The 23,110-nt window shown below is 39.0% G+C and carries 18 protein-coding genes; 1 reads left to right on the top strand and 17 read right to left on the bottom strand.

Translation table 11 applies throughout. The annotated features are described in order from the left end of the window. Positions 1 to 72: 72 nt before the first annotated feature. The 11 genes from VUI23_RS13570 to VUI23_RS13620 form a co-directional block, all read right to left on the bottom strand. Positions 73 to 2,361 (bottom strand): flagellar hook-length control protein FliK, encoded by a 2,289-nt coding sequence (locus tag VUI23_RS13570; RefSeq protein WP_342804672.1) that lies wholly within the window; start codon positions 2,359 to 2,361, stop codon positions 73 to 75. A gap of 41 nt (positions 2,362 to 2,402) precedes the next feature. Next, positions 2,403 to 2,840 (bottom strand): flagellar export protein FliJ, encoded by a 438-nt coding sequence (fliJ, locus tag VUI23_RS13575; RefSeq protein ID WP_216048291.1) that lies wholly within the window; start codon positions 2,838 to 2,840, stop codon positions 2,403 to 2,405. Continuing rightward, positions 2,840 to 4,174, bottom strand: a complete 1,335-nt coding sequence (fliI, locus tag VUI23_RS13580) for a flagellar protein export ATPase FliI (RefSeq protein ID WP_342804673.1) — start codon at positions 4,172 to 4,174, stop codon at positions 2,840 to 2,842. Before fliI ends, fliJ begins: the two co-directional genes overlap by 1 nt. Before the next feature lie 3 nt (positions 4,175 to 4,177). Next, on the bottom strand, positions 4,178 to 4,987 hold the full coding sequence (gene fliH / locus VUI23_RS13585; RefSeq protein WP_342804674.1) for a flagellar assembly protein FliH: 810 nt from the start codon (positions 4,985 to 4,987) through the stop codon (positions 4,178 to 4,180). 28 nt (positions 4,988 to 5,015) lie between these two features. Continuing rightward, positions 5,016 to 6,053: a flagellar motor switch protein FliG gene (gene fliG / locus VUI23_RS13590; RefSeq protein WP_216048289.1), complete on the bottom strand. Its 1,038-nt coding sequence runs from the start codon at positions 6,051 to 6,053 to the stop codon at positions 5,016 to 5,018. Between the two features lie 8 nt (positions 6,054 to 6,061). After that, positions 6,062 to 7,768, bottom strand: coding sequence for a flagellar basal-body MS-ring/collar protein FliF (fliF, locus tag VUI23_RS13595; RefSeq protein WP_342804675.1), 1,707 nt, complete (start codon positions 7,766 to 7,768; stop codon positions 6,062 to 6,064). A gap of 19 nt (positions 7,769 to 7,787) precedes the next feature. Next, positions 7,788 to 8,108, bottom strand: a complete 321-nt coding sequence (gene fliE, locus VUI23_RS13600; protein ID WP_216048287.1) for a flagellar hook-basal body complex protein FliE — start codon at positions 8,106 to 8,108, stop codon at positions 7,788 to 7,790. Positions 8,109 to 8,380: 272 nt separating this feature from the next. Further along, positions 8,381 to 9,724, bottom strand: a complete 1,344-nt coding sequence (locus VUI23_RS13605; protein ID WP_216048286.1) for a sigma-54 dependent transcriptional regulator — start codon at positions 9,722 to 9,724, stop codon at positions 8,381 to 8,383. Next, positions 9,721 to 10,902 carry an ATP-binding protein gene (locus tag VUI23_RS13610; RefSeq protein ID WP_342804676.1) on the bottom strand — a complete coding sequence of 394 codons (1,182 nt, stop codon included), beginning with the start codon at positions 10,900 to 10,902 and terminating at the stop codon, positions 9,721 to 9,723. Before VUI23_RS13610 ends, VUI23_RS13605 begins: the two co-directional genes overlap by 4 nt. Positions 10,903 to 11,081: 179 nt before the next feature. Next, the gene (locus VUI23_RS13615) at positions 11,082 to 12,551 is read right to left on the bottom strand and encodes a sigma-54 dependent transcriptional regulator (RefSeq protein WP_342804677.1); all 1,470 of its coding nucleotides are present in this window, start codon (positions 12,549 to 12,551) and stop codon (positions 11,082 to 11,084) included. Positions 12,552 to 12,899: 348 nt separating this feature from the next. Then, positions 12,900 to 13,700, bottom strand: coding sequence for a flagellin (locus VUI23_RS13620; protein WP_216048283.1), 801 nt, complete (start codon positions 13,698 to 13,700; stop codon positions 12,900 to 12,902). Positions 13,701 to 14,004: 304 nt separating this feature from the next. On the opposite strand from VUI23_RS13620, the gene VUI23_RS13625 reads away from it, so the two are divergent. Then, on the top strand, positions 14,005 to 17,649 hold the full coding sequence (locus VUI23_RS13625) for a 6-hydroxymethylpterin diphosphokinase MptE-like protein (RefSeq protein ID WP_342804678.1): 3,645 nt from the start codon (positions 14,005 to 14,007) through the stop codon (positions 17,647 to 17,649). A 12-nt stretch (positions 17,650 to 17,661) separates the two neighbouring features. On the opposite strand, the gene VUI23_RS13630 is transcribed toward VUI23_RS13625, so the two are convergent. From VUI23_RS13630 to VUI23_RS13655, 6 genes are all read right to left on the bottom strand, one after another. After that, positions 17,662 to 18,744, bottom strand: coding sequence for a DegT/DnrJ/EryC1/StrS family aminotransferase (locus tag VUI23_RS13630; RefSeq protein ID WP_342804679.1), 1,083 nt, complete (start codon positions 18,742 to 18,744; stop codon positions 17,662 to 17,664). 75 nt (positions 18,745 to 18,819) lie between these two features. Beyond that, entirely contained in the window at positions 18,820 to 19,722 is a 903-nt protein-coding gene (locus tag VUI23_RS13635; RefSeq protein WP_342804680.1) for a hypothetical protein, read from the bottom strand. 74 nt (positions 19,723 to 19,796) lie between these two features. After that, a complete protein-coding gene (locus VUI23_RS13640; RefSeq protein WP_342804681.1) occupies positions 19,797 to 20,741 on the bottom strand; it encodes a hypothetical protein in 945 nt (314 codons plus the stop codon). Between the two features lie 15 nt (positions 20,742 to 20,756). Next, the gene (locus VUI23_RS13645) at positions 20,757 to 21,419 is read right to left on the bottom strand and encodes an acetyltransferase (RefSeq protein WP_342804682.1); all 663 of its coding nucleotides are present in this window, start codon (positions 21,417 to 21,419) and stop codon (positions 20,757 to 20,759) included. A 37-nt stretch (positions 21,420 to 21,456) separates the two neighbouring features. Continuing rightward, a complete protein-coding gene (locus VUI23_RS13650; protein WP_342804683.1) occupies positions 21,457 to 22,158 on the bottom strand; it encodes a WbqC family protein in 702 nt (233 codons plus the stop codon). A gap of 46 nt (positions 22,159 to 22,204) precedes the next feature. Beyond that, positions 22,205 to 23,107 carry a class I SAM-dependent methyltransferase gene (locus tag VUI23_RS13655; protein ID WP_342804684.1) on the bottom strand — a complete coding sequence of 301 codons (903 nt, stop codon included), beginning with the start codon at positions 23,105 to 23,107 and terminating at the stop codon, positions 22,205 to 22,207. Between the last annotated feature and the right edge of the window lie 3 nt (positions 23,108 to 23,110).

Raw genomic sequence — 23,110 nt, forward strand, 5'->3', positions numbered from 1 at the left:
TGTGACTATTAGGTGGATTGTATCAATAAATTGCTTTGACGGATCGATTCAAATCAAACAATCACGCATCTATTACACAAAGTAGTCTATTCCACCTAATCTGCCATGGGAAATTCGCTGTTCAATAACCTGTGACTCTTCCCCTTGCATATTCTCTTCTGCTTGATGAGTGCCAACATATTCTGAATCTTGTTGCCCCTTATCATTTTGTTCCTGTTGTACTGAAGACTGCCCAAGTTCAATACCTTGCTGTTCAAGTAGTTCTTTTAGTCTTGGTGTTGCCTGCTCAAGCACATCGCGGGCCTGTTGCGATTGCACCACAATATTGACGCTCGCGGTGTCACCAGACATGTTCAGACGCACTTTCATGGCTCCCAAGTCCGGCGGATCTAAACGAATCTCGGCTTGCAAATTGTTTTGATTCGCCATCCAGCGCACTTTTTCAGTTAACTGCTGCAAACCTTCATTGCGAGTGATATTCACCGCTTTATCAAATTGCGCTAACTGCTGACCTTGTTTAGTTTGCAAATGTTGCGCCTGATTTATATTTTCTTTCACTAATGTTTTTTCAGATACAAAATGATGCTGCAACTGTTCTATTTTGGCATTTAATTGACTCGCCAATTCTAAGCTTTGGTTAAATCGAGTCACCGATTGATCCAACACTTCTGGCACAATTGGCATTGCACCGACTTTAGTTGCAGCATCAGTTACCAATGTAGATAAATCTATTGCCGGTTGATGACCTTGCTTAATTTGCGCTTTTACCTCTTCAACCCCACTTTTAAGAGCACTGATAAAATCAGTTTTAATGCTAGTGCCAGAGGTGTCAGCTTGGTCAGTAGACGGTTTAACGTCTAACCGCTGAGCCAGATTTGCTAAGGCCGCGTCAAGTTTGTCAGAAGGTATATCGAGTAATGCACGAACACTTTTATCCAGTTGTTTACCCGAGGCTGTTAATTCTTGGTTTGCAATAGTTGTAATATTTTGCGCTTGCGATGTTATTGTTTGCTCGTCACTGGGCTGAGTATCGCTATTAGCCTGCATCTTAGTGGTTGCATCTGTGACGTTTGAAACGGCCAGTAAATCTAACAGTAACTGCATATCTTCAGTGATAGCGTTATCCGTGGGCATTTCTGTGTCCGCCAGCATGTTATTTGACACCGCCCCCGCTTCTGACTCAAGTGTTAAACTTTGCTGTAATTTTTCCATGACCTTGGGATCAATCTGTTCGACAAATTCGCTAATGCGAGTTAACAGTTGATCTAAGGATTCTGCTTCACCACTTTCCGTGTTTTGCTGGGATGCTTTAAACGCAGCTTGTAATTCAGTGATTAAGGTCGTCAATGTTTCCAATGTTGACTTGGTTTCTTGCTCTAGTGAAATATCGTCCCTTTCCACTTTGTTTGACTCATCGTTTGACACATTATCGACACTCGCCAAAATCGTTTCTTGACTGCTCGTTTCCAGTTCACTATTTGTGATGTTAACTTCAGATTGAACATCATCATTTACCAATTCAGAATTTTCAGTTGGTAGTAAAGCATTAAACGCCACTAAATCGATACCTTCATCTGACTCCAATGCAGATTGATCAGTTGAGAGTTTTTCGGCTATCGAAGGGTCTAGCAACTCCCCTTCTTCTTTTACTTGCGGTTCGCCACCATCAGTCGCTTTGGCAATGCTTTTTTCCAACAATGATAACCAATCTATTAGGCTAGCTTCGTCAACCATTCCTTGTTCGGAAACAGATTCATCAAGATTACGACTATCCTGTTCAAGAGACGTTGAAACCGTATTTTCCAGATCTTTTTGTTCAGCAGAGATAAGCTCACTTTCATCTCCTGCTTTGTTCAATTTTGACTCTTCAACGCCGTTAGCTTGTTCCGAATGATGCTTTGAATTAAGCCCTTTGGTTTGGCCACTTACACTAACTTGTTCTTGGACGTCTTGTACTGTTGAATCAAGACTGTCTTTAGAGCCTGAGGTTTGAGGATTATCTGTATGCGAGCTCTGAGGTGCATGATTGGAAGATTTTTGCTCAACAGGCTTAGCGTATTCTCGCGAATCATCTTTGCTTTTTTCGCGCAGCGCATTTTTTTGATTTTCATCAACGGGCTTTATATTTTCCTGAGCAGTATGATTTTTACGAGGCTCATCAGGATAGCCATATACTCTATCGGCTTGTTTCAAATACGAACCAAACTCTTGCTGTTGATTAAAATTGTTGCCAGAATAATCATTCACCTTGGTTACCAAGGCGGCAATTTCTGATTTAGTGGTGGCAATATCTTGCATCTCTAATTCCCGTTTCAGCATTGATTTATGGCTTAAATCAATCATCTTAACTGGATACAGCAAAGAGTGTTCCAACCTGTCAAATAAGGGCTAGAAAGAACAAATTACTGATTGCGGATAAAGCGTTGGGTTGAAAGCTCGTCCATAAACAGCTGTTCAAGTTTATTATTCCTCACTTCTTGCGCTTGACGTTTTTTCTCTAACAGCATCTCCACAGCTTTGCGTTTACGCTGTTGCGCTAACCAAAGATTTTTGCGTTGTTCAGCAACTAAAACAGATTGATTATGCACTTGCATTTGTTGCTGACAGGCTCTATCTAATTTGCCAATAAATGAATGTAACTTATTAAATTTATCAATATTGAGCGCTCCTGCTCCCTTCATCTGCGTCTGACGCAAATAATCAAGGCGATAGCCTTCTAAGCTCGACAGCTTTTGCTTGTTTAACTCGGCATGTTGTTGAGCCAACTGAAAATCCTGAGCAAGACGATCTTCTTTGTCTTTTTCCCATCTTGCTACTAATTCTAACTGCCGCTGCGCCATTAGCCGTTACCCAAACCTTTTGTCAAAGACATCATCCCTTCTAGACATTCATCATAGGGCAATATTTGTTTCATGCCTTGCTGCAAGAACGTGTTAATTACAGGTTCAGCCGCTATGGCTAAATCCATTCTCGGGTCGGTTCCTTTTGTATAAGCACCGATATTGATTAGATCTTTGTTCTGTTGATAATTTGAATATACCTGTTTAATCCGACGACTCGCCATTAGGTGTTCTTCACTCACAACCATTGGCATAACACGACTGATAGAAGCTTCAATATCGATTGCCGGATAGTGACCCGCTTCGGCTAGATTTCTTGATAGTACGATATGACCATCAAGAATCGCTCGCGCTGAATCTGCAATGGGATCTTGTAAATCATCACCTTCGGTCAACACAGTGTAAAACGCAGTAATAGATCCCTGACCTTCTTTACCGTTTCCGGCCCTTTCCACTAATGCAGGCAACCTGGCAAATACTGAGGGTGGATACCCTTTGGTTGCTGGCGGCTCACCAACCGCTAAGGCAATTTCACGTTGCGCCATGGCGTATCGGGTTAATGAATCGATTAGCAGCAGCACATTAAGGCCTTTATCTTGAAAATATTCAGCGATAGCCACCGCGGTTTCGCAACCTTTAAGTCGCATTAATGGTGAAGTGTCTGCAGGAGACGCCACAACCACTGACTTTTGCCTTTCTTGATCACCTAAAATATCTTGAATAAATTCTTTTACTTCGCGGCCACGTTCACCCACTAACCCAACTACCACAACATCGGCTGAGGTGCCGCGAGTCATCATCCCCAACAACACACTTTTGCCTACACCACTACCTGCAAACAATCCCATTCTTTGGCCTTCACCAACGGTAATCATTGAGTTAATCGCGCGAACGCCAACATCCAAAGGGTTAGTGATAGGTTTACGGGATAAGGGGTTGATGGGTGGTTTGCTCAGTGGAACTCGTTTTTCTGCTTTAATCGCACCAAGGCCGTCTAATGGTTGACCATTACCATCAACTACACGTCCTAACAAAGTCATGCCAACAGGCAAACCAGGCTCGCGATTGAGTGGTTCTACACGGGAACCAGGCACTATCCCTTTAACCGCTTCGGTAGGCATAAGATAAGTGATATGTTCCGCAAACCCGACGACTTCAGCTTCAATCTGTCCGTCTACTGTTTTAACTAAACATTGACTTCCCACTGGCATTTGACAGCCAACCGCTTCTAGCGTTAAGCCTATGCCTCTGACTAATTTACCAGATGCAACAGTATGCGCTTCAGGGATTTGGCTTTGCAGTGATTTAATTCGATCAAGCAGCTGTTGTGACATGGTTTAGGACTCACTTTCAATATCGCTAAGTCCCTGCTCAAGCAAAAATTTATTCAGCACGTCCTTCACTCTTCGTTCAATTGAAGCATCAACTGCGTTATTTTGTGTGCTGATATCACAGCCTCCTCTCGACATATTCTGGTTTTCCACAAATACCCAAGCATTTTTTTCTATTTGTTCAGGAGTATAGCGTTCTTTGACCAGCTCGATATCGTCAGGATGCATGTGAATTTGATATTGAGATTCATGGATAGGAAGTGCTTTTAAGCCTTCGTTTAAAGCGTTAAATAGAATTTCTGGATTAGTTTGTACTTCTGTGCGAATAACTGATTTTGCCAAGGAAACGGCCAGTTTGACTAACTCAGACTGTAACACCTCTTCAACTTGGGATACCGGTTGATGTAACTGTTCCATCAACCCATGCCAAGACTCTATTTGCGACTCAACTTGTTCTTTTCCTTCGACCAGACCTTGCTCTTTACCTTCTTGCAGACCTTGTTCTTTACCTTCTTGCAGGCCTAACTCTTTACCATCATTATAACCTGCTTGATGACCTTCTTTTTTCCCTTGTTCAAAACCTTCTTGATAAGCAGATTCGCGGATTTGCTCGATTTCTTGGGCCGTAGGCGGCAAGACATCTTCTTCCACCTCCGGAGGTTCATATTTCCAGGTTGACTGTCGATTAAATACGTTGGTTTTGCTGGGATTGGCATCAAATGTTTCTTCTAAGACAGGCAATTCCCAAGCGGCAATGTCGTCATCACTTAAGTCTTTATCACTGTTATCTTTTTCAGTCACATTTTTATCCGTCACAAAAAAGCTCGTTTAATAATAGGTGCCATTATAGGAATTCTTCCCCGCCGCCACCGCCAAGCATAATTTCTCCGGAATCAGCCAATCTTCTGGCCACCGATAAAATTTCTTTTTGCGCTGTCTCTACTTCACTAATACGAACAGGACCAAGCGCTTCTAAATCATCAATCAGCATTTCTGCAGCTCGTTTGGACATATTCTTAGTGATTTTATTTTTCAGTTCTTCATCGGCGCCTTTAATCGCTTTGAGCAATGAATCTTGTTGCACTTCACGCAGTATTGCCTGAATTGCGCGATCATCCACATCAGCTAAGTTATCAAAGACAAACATTAAGTCTTGGATTTGCTGACTCATTTCCTCATCTTGCTCGCGTATTGCGTCCATCAACTGACCTTCGATATTGGTATCAAGGTAATTCATGATATCTGCTGCAGATTTCAAGCCGCCCATTTTAGCCGCTTGCGTACCCGCTTGACCGGCAAATTGTTTTTCCATAATTTCATTTAATTCTTGCAAGGCTGCTGGTTGCACTTCTTCAAGATTGGCCACCCGCATCATCAGATCTAAACGTACTTTTTCTGGGAATTGCGACAATATCTCTGCGGATTGTTCCGCATCTAAGTAAGACATGACGATGGTTTGAATTTGAGGATGTTCATTTCGGATGATACTGGCAACTTGCTTAGAATCCATCCACTTAAGGGAGTCGAGACCTTTCGCGCCACTTCCCATCAGAATCTGATCAATAAGATTAGCCGCTTTATCTTCACCTAGCGCAGCAGTCAACGCACGTTTCACAAAGTCTTGGCTTTGGAAACCGATAGTGCTGTAATTTTGAATCTCTTCGATAAAATGTTTATGCACGGCCGTGATTTTAGGCTGCGTCATATCATCGATTTGCGCCATTGCTTGACCCAAACGCTGTACTTGTTTGGGCTCTAAATGTTTAAGAATTTGTGCGGCATCCTCTTCTGATAAACTCAAAAGTAAAATTGCAGCTTTATCTACACCTTCTAATTTTCCAACGTCATATCCGCTGGATTCAGTCAACTCTTCATCAGGCATGTTCAATCCTACTCATCTTGCATCAACCAGCCTTTTACTACCTGAGCTGATAATTCCGGTTCATTGGCAACTAAGGCGCGAACCGCTTTTAATACGTCTTCATCTTTGTGTAAATCAGGCAACATCAAAGAACCGTCTGCAGCAAAACCAACCTGCCCCTCATCAAATTCCTGAGATAACATACTAATGGTTTCATCACCTAAGTCTAGCGCGCTATCAACATCAAAGTCTTCGCTTTCAGTGGTGTCTTGAGGATTAATTAAACGACTTAACATCGGTCTAACTAAGGCAAATATCAAGACGATGATAATTAGCGCTCCGGCAGCTACTTTTACCGTTTGCGCAAACCATTCCTCTTTGTAATAAGGAACCTCAACTGGCACATAATCGTCGTCTCTACTAAAGGGGATACTCACCACTTCCAACGAATCACCACGGGTAACATCAAATCCAATTCCACCTTGTAATAAACGGCGAATATTAAGTAATTCCTGTTGTGCTCTAGGTGAGATTGACTCAGTGCCATCTTCTGCCACTTCAGTAATATAATCCACTGCAACCGAAACACTCAATCGTTTAATAAAACCAGTCTGCTGCTTGGTATGACTAATTGTAGTATCTAACTCGTAATTTCGCGTTTCTTCCTTAGAATTTCTACCCGGTAATGTCGTTTGCGAATTACTACCAGTGGCATTTTCAGGAATTGTCGAATCTAAAGGCGGTTGGTTCGTTAATGCTCCAGGTATACCTGCGATTGCTCCGCCTATGCTGTTCTCTTCCACCAGCATTTCACTGCGTATTGCCGGCAAATCTGGGTTATATCGGCGCTGGGTCTGTTCAACAGCGGTGAAGTCCATGGTTACGTCAGCTTGCGCTGTGTAATTTCCTAAGCCCAATACTGGGATCAAGATAGAATCAATTTTTTCTAAATAGGCATTCTCGCGCTGTTTCTCTAACTCATATTCTTTTCTTGAGCGCGCAGATGCTGCATCTTGAGAACCGGAGTTGAGTAATCGGCCATTACTATCTGTGACCGTAACTCGGCTTGGTTCCATACCTTGAACGGCTGAACCAACAATATCAATAATCGCGTCGACTTCTTCATTTGATAAACTAGAGCCTCGCCCAGAGGTAACAACAACAGTTGCACTGGCTTTTTTCTCACGCCGCGCAAAAACGTTTTCAACCGGTAAAGCTAGTAACACTTTTGCCCGTTTAACCCCATTTATTTCCTCAATAGTTCGCGCTATTTGTTGTTCTCTGGCGTGTTTTAAACGTTCTTTTTCAACCCGTTGTGAAACCCCAAATCCCATGTCTTGCATGATAATGTCTGCACCAGAGTTTTCAGAAGAAGAAGAAGAAAGCCCCTGACGAGTCATATTTAGTTTTATATTTTTGTAATCGCTTTCTAAAACTTTAACGACATTACCCTCAAGAATATAATCTGGATAATTTTGATCAAGATAATCAAGGGTCTCGATAAGCTCTTGGGTGTCCATTTTGCCCAATGGGCGGTATGTAGGTTCTTGCGCCCAAATGACAATAAAAATAGCAATGGCGATACAAATTACCAGAGCAATCACTATGGTTACTTGGCGCATTAAATCTACGCTACCTAATGCGTCCATGAAACCAGATTTATGCTCTAGTTCTGTGGAGTCTGAATAATTATCATTGTCACTAAGTGCAAGCTCAGTGCTAGTTGCCTCGGCCACGAGTTATCCTCTTGCTATGTTAAACTGGCATGTTCATGATTTGCTTGTAAGCTTCTAGCACTTTGTTTCGTACTTGTACTGTAGCTTCAAAAGCAATACTGGATTTTTCTTTAGTCAACATGACGTCAGCTAAACTCATATTCGGATCACCCATCTCAAATGCCTCTTGTTTGCCTTTGGCATCGAGTTGCATATCATTAACTGTGTTAATAGCCTGACCTAGCATCTCGGCAAAATTATGGGAGGAAGGATTGGTGCCAGGAAGCTGGGCAACATCCATTTGTGCATTTGACGCCATTGCCTGCATTTCTTGATATAAAGATTGTGCTTTGATTTCCATGTGTCGCTCCAGTGGTATAATCAATAGGCTTTGCGAGAGTCAAAAAAATGCGGCAAAGCGATAGTTTTTTAAACGTATAGCATAACTAAGCAATCTCAATGCCAACCTTTATTTACAATAAATATCAATGAGTTACAAGTTTTGTCATTTTATTGACGGAGCCACTTGCTTTAAGTGTGATGGGGGTAGGATGGAAGTCATGCGGAATCCCCCCCGTAAAAACCATAAAAAATAGCCGTTGGAGAAACGGCTATTGTGAAAACGTGGGATAATTAAGCGGGTAGCTCGATTCCTACCTCGCGCATACGCGCCAATTTATATCGCAAGGTTCTGGGACTAATACCCAATCTTTCAGCTACATCTTTACGACGACCGTTGCAGGATTGCAAAGTGTCTAAAATGATTTGGTGTTCTTGATGACGCAGTTCACTACCTAATTTACTATCATCAACTTCATTTTGACTTGATTGGTCACTAACAAGTGTTTGGCCTGTCTCGATTTCAATCATCAAGTCATTAGCATCAATTGTTTCTCCATCGGATAAGATAAGTGCGCGCTGAATTACGTTCTCTAATTCTCTCACGTTGCCAGGCCATGCATGCTGCATCAACTTACTTCGCGCAGAAGCGGTTAAACTAGGAGCAGCCTGTTTACCATTATAGTGTCGTTCTATCATGTGCTCGGCCAAAGGCACTATGTCCCCTGCTCGCTTATCCAACGGGTGCCACATCAATGGAAAAACATTTAATCGATAGTACAAATCTTCTCTAAATTTTCCGTCACTAACCACTTGTTTTAAATCGCGGTTACTAGTGGCAATTACGCGTACATCCAATGCAATGGTTTTACGGCCACCTAGTCTCTCAACTTCTTTTTCCTGCAATACACGCAATAGCTTCGCTTGTAGTGCTAAATCCATTTCGGTGATTTCATCTAATAAAATACTACCACCTTGGGCCAGTTCAAACTTACCTGGCGAGGCTTGAAATGCACCGGTAAAGGCACCTTTTTCATAACCAAATAAAGTCGCTTCCAACATATTCTCTGGTATCGCAGCACAATTAATTGCTACAAACGGCTGGTCTTTGCGACTAGATTGATCATGGATATAACGAGCCAATACTTCCTTACCTGATCCACTCGGTCCCAATACCATTACAGTGGCGTCAGAGGTAGCGACTTTCTTAGCAAGATTAAGCAAGTTAATACTTAGTGGATCAGCAGCAATAGGATCGCGAGACTCCACCTGCTGAGCAGGTGCATATCGCCCAACCAAATTTAGCAACACTTCAGGACTAAATGGTTTTGATAAATAATCGGTAGCGCCATCACGCATGGCTTGAACCGCATCATCAATAGTGGCGTATGCTGTCATAAGCAAAGTAGGTAAACTGGGAAACTTGTTTTTAATACTGCGCAGTAATGAAAGACCACTCATCTCACCCATTTGAATATCGCTAACCACTAAGTCAACTTTATGTGAGCTGAGTTTGACCATCGCTTGTTCAGCCGAGTTTGCCTCTATCACTTCATAACCGCCAAGTAATAAGGTGTCGACTAATGCCTCTCTTAACCCGGCATCATCTTCTACAATTAATATGCTGGTTTGACTCACGATTTCTCTCCCAAAGCCTGTTTAGTTGTCTGGCTTGATTTAATGATTGGAAGCATGAGACTAAAACATGCTCCTGCGCCTGGCATATTTGAAACAGTCACCGAACCACCGTGGGATTTAGCCACTGTGGCAACTACCGAAAGTCCCAAACCTGTGCCATGGCTTTTTGACGTATAAAAAGGTTCAAAAACTCGATTTAGACTTTGTGGATTTATGCCGGGGCCGTTATCTTGGATTTGTAAACTCACTTGCTGACTATCGCTCAAACAGCTAATAGTTATCTGGCAATCTTCAGGCTGTTCTTGAATCGCATTGTGTACAATATTTTGTAGCGCACCTATAAGTGCGGGCTTGTTACCTAAAATTGTTAATTGTGGATCGATATCTTTCACGCTCAACTGTGCGTTTGCTTGCTGAACCATGTTTTCTGATGAAACCAATAATTCAGACATCAATTCTGCAACAGAAATGTTTTGAACGACTTGCTCTTCGCCACTTTTAGCAAACAACAACATGTCATTTACCTGACCTTCTAAGTCTTTCAACCTGAGCATTAACTTTTCACTAAAACGCTCTCGCGCACTATCACTAAGTTGGTTACTTGCTAAATTAGAAGCGTATAAAATGGCTGCCGACAGAGGTGTACGTATTTGATGCACGATCGAAGCCACGGTTTTGCCCAACGAAGATAAGCGTTGCATATGGCTAATGCGCTGCTGCAACTGTCTGGTTTCAGTCAAATCGGTTAAAACAATGAGCTGTCCAGGTTCGGCTGTTAATGGCGTGATTGATAATTTAACCTTTCTACCATCATGTAATGAAACTTCATGACCATCGTCGGCTTGAGGTTTAAACGAGCGGGCAATAATTTTTCGCCAAGCTTGCCCTTCTAAAGGCTCTCCTAACAACGCTTTGGCTAAGGCATTAGCTTGTTTTACCTGACCTTGTCCATTAATTACGACAACGCCAGCCGGCATTACCTGTAAAAGGTGTTCAAGCCGAGTGGCTTGGCTTTTCAACTGTTCGAATTCTTGTTTCGACACTTCAGTAGTAGATAAATTCAGCGGTTGAGGTGCAGCTAAACAAGGGTCAAGCTCACGTGAATGAGACGATGATGTACTGCGAACTTGGTTCTGGTCGTCTTCATACGATATGTTGAATGCACTGCTTAGCGCCATAATGTCCTCACGTCAAAAATATTACATATAGTGAGTATTTAGCATATCGCATGCCAATTATTTTACTCGTAATATCAACGAGTTAAATGATTTTAGAAGAAATATTAAACGTCAACAAAATGACGGGAGGGAGTTTTATCAAAAAATAGCGCAATCAATGTATCAATTAAAACATCGCGTTAGTCGCGAACAATTCCGTATTTACGCATTTTCTCAACCAGAGTTGTACGGCGCATCCCCAAGACTTCAGCGGCTCTTGCAACAACACCATCTTGCTGATCAAGCGCTTGATTTATCATACTGATTTCCAATTCAGATAAATACTCTTTGAGGTTCATACCATCTGATGGCAAAGCTGAATTGGTATGTAACTCACCATTTTGAACTTGTTCGCTATTATCATCGGAATCAACCAATTCATCATCGCTGTCATTTGTATCGTTAAATAATGCGATTATAGCTTCACGTTCTAACAACTCTTCAGGGTAGTCAGGTTCGAAGTTATCACCATCTGTATACTGATATTTCGTTGGTAAATCGGTGACATCAACCACTTGATTGGGGAACAAAATGAGCAGTCTTTCCACTAAATTGGAAAGCTCACGGACGTTTCCAGGCCAAAGGTGCTCTACCAGTGAATTGATTGCACTTTCGGTAAAACGCAGTGATTTCTCATTTTCTTGTTCCAATCGCGAGACCAGTTCTTGCAATAATAATGGAATATCTTCTTTGCGCTCTCTTAATGCCGGGCTTTCGATAGGGAAAACATTTAAACGATAATATAAATCTTCTCGAAAAGAGCCTTCAGCGATCATAGTTTCTAGCTCTCGGTGGGTAGCAGCAACAATGCGAACATCACATTTTATGGGTTTATTTCCCCCTACTCGTTCATATTGTCGTTCTTGCAAAACACGTAACAATTTAACTTGCATTTGCAAAGGCATATCACCAATTTCATCTAAAAATAAAGTGCCACCTTCGGCAAGTTCAAAACGACCTTTGCGAGAGTTGATAGCGCCAGTGAACGCGCCTTTTTCATGGCCAAACAACTCACTTTCTAAAAGTTCAGCAGGAATCGCTCCGCAATTGACAGGTATAAAAGGCCCATTATTTCTATTCGACATAAAATGTAGATTACGGGCGATAACTTCTTTGCCAGTTCCGGATTCACCTAACACCAGCACATTCGCATCAGAGCTTGATACTTGCTCGATTAAGTGACGTACATTTTGAATTTCATCACTTTTGCCAACCAAGCTGCGAAATAATTTAGTTTTACTTGTATTTGCGGTCTTTGCAGGTCTTTTGCGCAAGTATTCCTGACAACGATGTAACATCTGAGTCAAAACGGGATATGTTACGGGCTCAACTAACTGTCCGACGATATTAGCTCGGAACTCTGCATCACCATCAACGGCTGAATTGCCAATAACAATGAAGGGCTGGGCTGGAAATTTACTGACTACGTCATCAGTAAGTTCTGGGGACTCAAAGTCGATGATGACAGCTTCAAAACTGTCTTGTTTTTTCAACGAAGTGATAGCTTGGGAAAACGGTACTATCGCACAATGCTCGCCTAAGAAAGACAAGATAGTTTTGAGATTATTGGCGCGCGTCATTTGCTCGCTGATAATCAGAATAGTGCTCATCCTTTCCCCAACTTTGTTATTTTTATTGTTTTTATTCAAGCGCGTGTCAATTCCAAGTAAATGTTTGCCAAGCTTTTCTATTCAAAATAAGCATCCGAAGATAACTATATTGAACATTCTGTCTAATCAAAGATTAGCGTATATTTTTACTCGTGTCAGCAAAGCATAAAATGAAACTTAAACTCACTTATAAATGTTCACTTGATTTTAAACATTCGTTGTCGGATAGCAACAATCAATTTTTATGTTTATGAATAAAATCAGTTAATTGAACAAAATAAAAGCAGCCTAAGCTGCTTTAATGTGGTTATTGCGGTTTTCAAATAAACAAAACCATTTTTACCTGAATTAACTCAAAAGAGACAACACCTGACCTTGTTGCTGATTAGCTTGAGATTGAACAGATAACGAGGCCTGACTTTGAATTCCAGTGGCAATACTATCTGCTGTCGCTTGGGCATAATCGGTATCTTGAAGTCGACTTCTAGCAGCTGAAACGTTGACATCGGCTTGGCTTAAGTTTCGAGCCGCACTTGCAAATTGATTTTGCGTCGCACCTAAATCCGCTCTAGCACCACCAACAAACTCCAATGCATTATCCGCAATTTCTAAAGCCTCTTCAGCTCCAGCAGACGTGGATACATCGATATTCAATACATCATCAAGTTGTGCGGCAACATCTTGAGTTCCAACACCAATACGCTGGCCTGAATTAGCCCCCACTTGAAAATCAATATTACCTTCTTCTGACAACAAAGGCTTTCCACCAAAATTGGTTTGCTCAATGGTTTGGGTTATGTTGCTTTGTAATTGAGAAATTTCGGATTGCAGCGCTTCTCTATCTGAGTCACTCAAAATGCCATTACCAGCCTGAACAGACAATTCACGGATTCGATTTACATCAGTGTTAATCCCCGACAAGCCGCCTTCGGCAACTTGAGATAAGGAAACACCATCATAGGCATTGGAGATAGCTTGTCGATTCCCCTCTACTTGAGTAGTTAATCGATCAATAATCTGTTGCGCAGCAGAATCATCGGCAGCACTATTCACTCGCTTACCGGAAGCCAGCTTTTCAAACAAGGTTTCTTGTTTCTGCTGTAACTGCTGTAAAATTGATGAATTGTTGCTTGAATCAATATTAATCATAAATTTATCCTCTAACACCTCCCCTTGAGGATAGCAAAATATTGCCGATAAAGTAAGCAAGTGGCGACACAAAGGACCTGAACTAGGTATCGTTTTTCATAACTATGTATATTTATTCATCTTATTGTTTAGCAAAATAATACGAAACCAATAAACACGATTGACTCGGATACCTATCAACGGTCACAATCATTTTAGTACATAAAAAGAAAATAAAATTATCGATATAACAATGCTAAATAACACTTTAGACTCGTTGTTAGGTTTGAATGAGTTAACTTCTGGCGCAAACAAATAAGAAATCATGCTTAAAAATATACGACTACACATTGAAAAAGATGAAGAAAAACAGGAAAAATTAGATCAGAAGCTAGCTGCAACTATTGTAGACATGCAGCATAAAAATATTAATAGCTTTACCCGTAATATTCCCTCTTTAGTGCCGACACTTAAATCTACGTCTTTGCAAAATCATTCATTGTTTAGCAATAAGTATGGTGAAATAAATATCGTCGATTACGGTATTGGACGGACATTGTATGGTTTTCATCCTTTAGATGAGGTGACGCAACAAGTTCAGCGCTTTGAACAACATAGTCCGAAAATAACCTTATCTGAGATCAGTACAGAGACATCCAAAACGGAAGAATCAACGTCATGCTCCCTTGACTTCCAAGAACTTGACGCATACCAAATTAGACAAAAACAGCCATCGTTACCTGAAGAGATAGAATGCCTAGTGGTATTAGGTTGTGGTTTAGGTTTGCACTTAGAACAGTTATTACGTCAGCATCGAATTAAATACCTCATCGTTTACGAACCGCAAATCCAGTACTTTCAATGCTCGACCTTGGCAATAGATTGGTCTGAAATATTCGCGCTAGCGAAAAGTAATGGTACAGGTATTTTCCTACAAATTGAAAAAGACGGCCGTAATATTGTTGACGATATTCAGCAATTACAAGAACATGAAGGCATCACCGAATTCCGTATTTTCAAACACTATAATCACCCTATTTTCGACGCTATTTTCAAAGAATTATCACATCGGCCTTGGGCAGACATCAAAAAGAATGGATTTAAAGTCAGTACCACAGAAAACTATTTGACCTATGTACCTAGTTGGACACCGGAAATCGATCTTCAGCAATGTAAATCTGTGTCTGAGAGCCAATCAAGATTCACACAAAACTTAAAAGCCTTCGAAAAATATTATCCAGCAATATATAAACAATTCAAATCCTATACCCCACAAAATTGGCTTCCAATCCACACTCAAGACTCAGAAGTTAATTTGTTAAATCGTGAGAACCTCACTACCTGGTATGGTGAATCACCTATCCATGATTGTGAATTAAACTTCAAAAACTTCTATTCCCAGCCCAATAAAGATGGATTAGTTTTAGGCTACTCAGGTAAAAAGCTGGCGCATTATGAACACTATAAATTCGTAAAGAAAACCGAAGAGCTGTTAAAGCGAGCCGAAGATGAAATTGGGGAATTACCCAGTACAGTAGCCTCTATCATTATGTTTGGATTAGGGGGCGGCTATCAATTAGAGCACTTACTAGCTAATCACAAAGTAGAAAAGCTATTTATTTGTGAACCTAACTCAGATTTTTTCTATGCCTCATTATTTGCTATTGATTGGACCGCAATTTTCGAAAAAATTGAAAAGACTAATGCACGAATTTATTTAAATATCGGTGATGACGGATCTCATTTGTTTAGAGATTTATTGAGTCAGTTCCACTCAATAGGCCCTTATATTCTAAACAATACCTACTTTTATCAAAGCTACTATAACTCCGCATTGAACAGCGCAATTGGCCAACTCCGCGAGCAGTTGCAAGTGGTAATATCCATGGGCGAATATTTTGATCATGCTTATTATGGCATCGCTCATACCAAAGAAGGAATGAGACGAAAGATCCCAGTACTAACCAATAACCCATCTGAAAAGCTAAGTTACGATGACAAAGAAGTGCCAATATTTATCGTTGGAAATGGTCCATCATTGGATAGCTCGATAGAAGCGATTAAAGAATGGCAAGACAAAGCAATTGTTGTAAGTTGTGGCACTGCATTACAAGTGATGTACAAAAATGGAATTGTACCCGATTTCCACGCTGAAATAGAACAAAATAGAAGTACCTATGACTGGGCAACGTTGATTGGTAGTTTAGATTTTTTAAAAAAGATCACGTTGATATCGTGCAATGGAGTTCATCCAGATACTTGCGATTTATATAAAGATGTTTTGATCGCCTTTAAAGAAGGGGAATCATCTACAGTTTCTGCATTACACGTACTCGGAGAAAAGCACTTCGAAGTGCTTAAACATGCCTTTCCCACGGTAAGTAATTTTGTGTGTAATATTATCAATTCATTGGGCTTTACCAGTGTCTATTTTATGGGCGTAGACTTAGGTTTTGTAGATGTAAAACATCACCATTCAAAAGATTCAGGTTACTACTTAGAAGACGGAGAAGAAACCTATGACTATGCAGAAAAAAACAACACATCTATAGTAGTTCCAGGGAATTTTAGAGCGACCGTTAACACTAAACATGAATTCAAAGTATCACGTCAAATCATCGAACAAGTCACCGCAATAAAGTCCCAGTACCAAACATTTTATAATTGTAGTGATGGCGCTAAAATTCACAACACCACTCCACTTCATATAGAAGAGTTGCTTATAATCGCAACTGAAGAGCAAAAACAAACAGCTCTCAAACACATACGAGAAAAAGCATTCTCAACTGACCATATAGAAGGTTTTACTGAGAAGTTCGAAAGTACTTTTTTACAATCTAATCTGATTAGAGAAATCACCGCAATGGAAAAACTTCTCAGTCAAGAAATGGACACACAAGAACAAGTAAACCAGATAATCGCGCAGCAAAAAGCCATGTTATTCCACTCTTACCGTAGTGGAAAATCCTTGTTATTTTATTATCTGTACGGCACGGTCAATTATGCCAACGCATTGCTTTTGAAACTATCATTAAGTTACTCGAATAAAAATCAACTTTCGGACAGTGTAGACAAGTGTATGCAAGAGTGGCGGAAAACCATAAATGGAATAAAGACTCATGTTAGTTCGGATATTGTAGAGTTTGATACGTCAGAATACAGAAAAGCACATCGTGAAAACTTGCTGTTTTCACATCAAATAAAGCAGAACAAACTATTAGTCGTAACAAACTCATCTGTATTTTCCGGTGCAGTTAAAAGGAACGTAATAAATAATTATCCCGAACTCGAATCTTTAACAATTTGTAATAATGAAAATATAAATGAATTTAAAAACGAACAGTTTGACTACGTAATTTATTATGTAGATGAAAAACTGAGCCGTATCACCTTTAATAACGTTTCAAGCAACTTTAAAATTCTAGGAGATCGAAGTACTTTAGTTATTATGAACTGCAGTTTCATACAATCCCTTGAATTAGCAACTAATAGTAAAAAAGTCACTCTTCTCCCCACATTAATCAACCCAAGTAACAAGAACTCTTCAGTTATATCAAACTTACTTTATTTGGCTAAAATAAGTGTGCGTGCTTGTTTAGAAAAGCACCACGCGCATGTAATTTATCCACGGTATATAATTCCCGAAAAAGGAACTTCCCCAGAAGATCTAAATATTAAATCACGATATCCTAGTACACTTAAATACTACCTTTTTGACTTTCCGCTATATACTGTCGCCTATAAGGATACATATATACCAAGATTAGCGACCTGTAATACAGGAACTAGGGGAACTTATTTAAAAAATTCCCAAATTAATGAGGATTTATTAATAAAACGAGTTACAGCTGAACTTTTCAACAATCTTAAAGGCAGCTACCTAAGAAATGACCCAAATTTATATAACGACACCAATTACTCTAAAAGTGAACTCATTGTTTTGAATAAAGAAATACCGTCTCAAAAATAATGAGCACTATCTTCATACTAGTTTCAACACATTTTTGATTAGTTCAATAACTTGGCGCTGCTGCTGCTTCTTCAAGTTAGGATAGATTGGTAAGCACAATATACGTTTCGAAACGTCGTCTGCAACAAGACATTTATTGTTATTTAATAAAAAATTAATTTGGTCAAGGCTAGGATAAAAATATCTGCGAGGAAAAATATCGAAATTATTTAAAGTGTTTTTAACTTTAAGCAATTCCTGTTCGTTAGAAAACAGTACTGGTACATATGCACAATTGTTTGTCGCATTTTCATTCCATTTCTGAAATTTCAAATAGTCTGATAAGTGAATTTTATATTGTTGCCAAATTTGCGCTCTATTTTTTTTAATAGTATCTATATCATCTAAAACAGACAGTCCCATTGCAGCGGATAATTCATGCATTTTTGCATTGATTCCGCACAACGCTATATTTTCCTCATCAACAATGCCACATTTTATCATCAAACGAATTTTTTTAGCCAAGGAACTGTCATTAGTAACAAGAGCGCCCCCTTCAATCGTATGAAATAATTTAGTTGCATGAAAACTTATAGTACTAATATCCCCCTGTGAAAGAATACTTTCCCCATGGTAATTTACTCCGAAAGCATGAGACGCATCATATACGATTTTCAAATTATGTTTACTTGCGATTTCGTTCAAGCGCTCAACATTGCAAGGATTGCCGAAAACGTGAACAGGTACCAAAGCACTAGTTTTTGAAGTGATTTTAGACGTCACATTATCAACATCTATATTTAAAGTTAACGGATCAATATCTGCAAAAACGGGCTTACAATTTTGCCATGCTAGACTGCTGCTTGTGGCGATAAAACTAAAAGGAGTAGTTATAACCTCCCCCGTAACGCCTAAGGCTCTATAAGCGATTTGTAATGCTAGTGTTCCATTACTTACAAGTATGAGATGTTTTACACCTAAATAAGTTTGCAGTCTCTCTTCGAGCAAACGTACAAGTGGGCCATTATTTGTCAAATGTCCTGATTTATAAACTTGATCAATATATGAATCCAAGCGTTCCCTATCAGGTAGCCAAGGGCGAGTCACAGTAATCATTTTAACTCCTTTATGCAATTATTTAGACAAGCCACTAAACAGCTTTTGACCTTAGTATAAGTTGTAAAGTTAATTTCAAACATCCATATACGAAAAGTCATAACCAAATGATTCATAGGGCAACCTCAGTTCAAACTTGCCGAAAAAATAATCGAACGTCTCTTTTTGCCAAGGTTCAAAAGACATATAACGCTCTGCAGACGTCATTTTCTTCTTATCTTTTTTGTGTCTATTAATAACCCCCTCGTCAAACACTTTATCTAAATAATCTTCCGTGGCTAAATCCGAATTATCAGTGAGTAGGAATAACATTTGTCTAAATTTTTCACGATCTTGGGTAATAGATTCCATCGTAAATGTACCAATAAAATCAATATTTTTATTAGTTCCAACAACTACTTCATAAACATCACAGTCTTTTTTAATACTGCTTAAGATTGCACAAGCACCTATAAAGGCTAGATATTTATATTCACCTATATTTATCTGATATTTTTCAATCAAACTATAACTAAAATCTTTACCTTCATTGAGAATTTTATCTAACGTCCAGTACAACTCATTGATATCAAAAGTGAATAAATCTTGTAATTGGCCGTAACCGCTCCATACCAAATCTACAGGATTACGAACAAAGTTAGCGACTTTGAAGCTTTTTTGTGGGCTCCCATACTTCTTCAGTAAAATAGGTATGTCACGAAGCCTAAGAACATGGACTGAACCATAATATTTTGCACTACCAAGCTGTTGTATATCGTCATATAACGTATCCAACGATAAGACTTGTCGCCCTACATAACCTCGATGAAAATTGTGAATATTTTTAACTAAGTTACTATTGCTGTGTAATTCAGTATCATTGGCCAAAACATTACGCGCACTGTGAGTACAAACAATGTTGCTATTTAAATTGAATGAGTGTGCTAACCAATTACTTGCACTCCATCCATGTGATGTAACGATAAAACTATTTTGCATTCACCTACTTCCAAAACAACCAATTACTGCGATCTAAAAAGCACATACTGAAAATGCTTACCCTAAATTTTTTACTACGTACTTACTAACTCTGCATATCCGAATCCTGATTGACCAAACCCGTTGCCATTGTAAAACATCAAACGTTTATCCTTCACATCAACCACATGGGGATAACATATCATCAAGTCGTCCCACCCATTTGAACTGATATCAATACCACTCAAACTATCCATTCGCTTAAAATGTATTCCATCTGATGACTCAGCATATCCAATTCGATAACTATTTTTTGGATCGACGCGATAGTTACTGAAATTTCGATAGGAATACCACATGCAGTATTTCCCGGCTTTTTTAATTACACTAGCTTTGACAATACCGGCTTCATTTGAATCGGCATAATCTATCGAAATGATCCCCTCTCTTTTCCAATCGATACCGTCATTAGATTCTGCATATTTAATATGATAACGAGGTTCCATCTTCCCATTTACACGCCTCCATTCAGTGCAAGAAAGATACCAATTACGCCAAACATTATTGTCATCAATTAAAACACATGTACTTCCCGAGTAATGTGGTTCTTTATAGTCTCTATCCCACAGAGGGCCTTCCGAAAACTTTTTAAATGTATTTCCATCATCTTCACTAATCGCTAGACCGACAGCATTATGGTACGGAATAGTATTTCTTACATTCCACCCAATATAATAGAGATACTTTTTACCATTAGAATTAACAACACAAGAGGGCATAACCCCACAGTCATCAAAAGTTCCATTTTCACCTAAATCAAGGATAGGCGATTGATTTTTATATATTATTCTCTGGGGATCAAAGGCTGAAACGTCCAAATAATCAGGCAAACTGCGCCCTAATGAATCTCGAGTTGAAAAGTAGATTCGGATTTTATCCTGCTCGGCAATAAATTCGGCTACGGGTACCTGTGCATGGCTGCAACTCCACTTCTTTTCACCTGAAGGTTTATAAATTAATCCTTTTTTTTTCCATAACATTATATTCCAACCTCATTAATATACTTCATGGCTAGGTTTAGGACCTTTACGAGCGGGATTACCAATGTAGACCCCCCAAGCTTCAGTATCTTTAGTAATAGAAGCAGACATTGCAACTAAAGTGCCTTCGGCTAAATTTATATAGTCCCTAATAGTCGCATTAACACCTAAAAAACAATATGGCTTTATTTTACAATGCCCTGACATAACAACATGTGAAGTAAAAAACACATTGTCCATGATTTCACCATGATGACCAATATGATTACCACTCCATAAAACCACATTATTGCCGATACTTGTAAAAGGCTGGATTGTGTTGTCTTCCAATATAAAACAATTGTCACCAATACGTGTTTCTGGAAATACAGTGGCTTTCGAACTGATATAGGATATGAATTGATACCCCTTTTTTTTACCTTCTAAGTAAATTTTTTCACGATTTCGATTCATATTTTTCCCTGTCATAGGAGCAAACAAGCCATAATCAGAAGGCGGATAAACGTTTTCCAAATTCTCGAAAGGGACTATTGGTAAACCTTTGAACTGATTTTGTTCAATAAACTCTGAATGCAGAGTAAACGCCACTACCTCAAAATCTGAGTCGTGAGTTAAATAAAAGTGGGCTAATTCGGCCGTATCAAGAATTCCAAATATAACGACTTTTGAATGGCTCATAAATTATCCTAAGTTGGAGGTGAAAAATAGAAAGCAATTATCGCAATTGATAATTATCTAACATATTAAATACTTGCTCTTTATCACAATTCATTAGCACATCAATTATCGACAATCCAGCGACAAAATGTGGAGAACTTTGACTGTATTCAGGTAAAACAGATTGAAGAAATCTCAGCTCGACACCTTGCGCGTCAAAGTAAGGTTTATCGTAAAGAGCTTCCCCTCCCTTAGGGTTAATGTAAACTACCTCACCTTCTTTTTTCGTAATTTCAATTAAACGATCGGCCTTGTTCAAATGATTATTGCAATAATGTTGTTCAGATGACAGTTTAAAATTCTTTTCTATTCCTAGGTAATCAATAACCATTTTTATTGACTGAACAGCTAAGGCGCTAATACTTTGAGAACAATTAGTAAACTGCTCTTCAAGTAATGGATAAACATCTTTAAAAAAAGGAGCTTTACTATATGCATGATATAAGGTTTTCAATAATTTTTCGGTATCATTGCAATCACGGTTCACTTTAATGTTGCAAATCTTCTTTTGATAGGTCGGTTTGACACAAGGAATAGTAAAAAGATATTCGTTTTCACCTAATAAAATACGATTTCTATTAATCCAACCTCTTTTGATGAAATCAACATCATCATAAAAAATAAACTTATCAACAGCCATAATAAGCTGAAAATAGCCTACATAAGGAAATATGTAAGGTTGCATTATTGCGATAGTCATAAATATTATTTTCTTATTTATCTTACAAGGTTGATTGGATGTAAAACTATTGAATTATTTTTCGCAACGCAAAGCTCTGCGATATCTCCATAGTGAGATAAACAATTTCATAGTCATTTTCGACACAAAAGCGATGTACAGCCTCAATCACTCCATATTTATATCTTTTCGACCAATTCCCCATACAATAATCATGACCTAAAATCCAACCGTCTCGTTTGATTTTTTTACTGTACAAATTCAACTCCTGATAGGTCGTATGATAACTATGATCGGTGTCTATATAGACCCAATCAAAGTACTCATTCTCAAAGTCTTCAGCCGCTTCAATAGATAGTTTTCGATGTATATAAATTTTTTCTTCTCTTAATTGCGTTTCATATTTTCCTTGAATAATCGTTAACAGCTTCTCGCTATATCTATCACTTCCCCAAATATCAATTAAATGTAATTTTTTTGGTGTAACAATATTGAGAATATCTTTTGTAAATTTACCAGCAGCTACACCTATTTCAGCCCCAATCGTATTTTTTGAAAGTTTTTCGAGCAACAATTGTCGATTAGCCAACAAACTAGCATTTTTAACATGTTCAGTTTTCAGCCTTTCAAGCTTCATTTGCGCTAATTTTTGAGTTTCTGCAACTTCGTAACTTTGTTTCAATTCATCAAGGGTTTCGGCTACTTGAGACAAATCATCAACAGAAACATAATTTTTTATACCGACTTGGTTTAATACATCAGTAATTTCCAGCAAAAAAGAACTACATATAATGATCAAGTCAGCCTGTAAACTGTGTAACTCTTTTATAGAAAATATTTCTTTACCCAAAAATTGCTTTTGCCCAGGGAGGGCATGAGATTCACAAAATCCAATCAAATTAAAATTTAATGCTATAGCAGTTACATTTTCGAGTGCTTTTGAACCTGTTCCATAGATGATTACTTTCATTAC

The sequence above is a fragment of the Alteromonas sp. M12 genome, assembly GCF_037478005.1.
Classification (GTDB): Bacteria; Pseudomonadota; Gammaproteobacteria; order Enterobacterales; family Alteromonadaceae; genus Aliiglaciecola; species Aliiglaciecola lipolytica_A.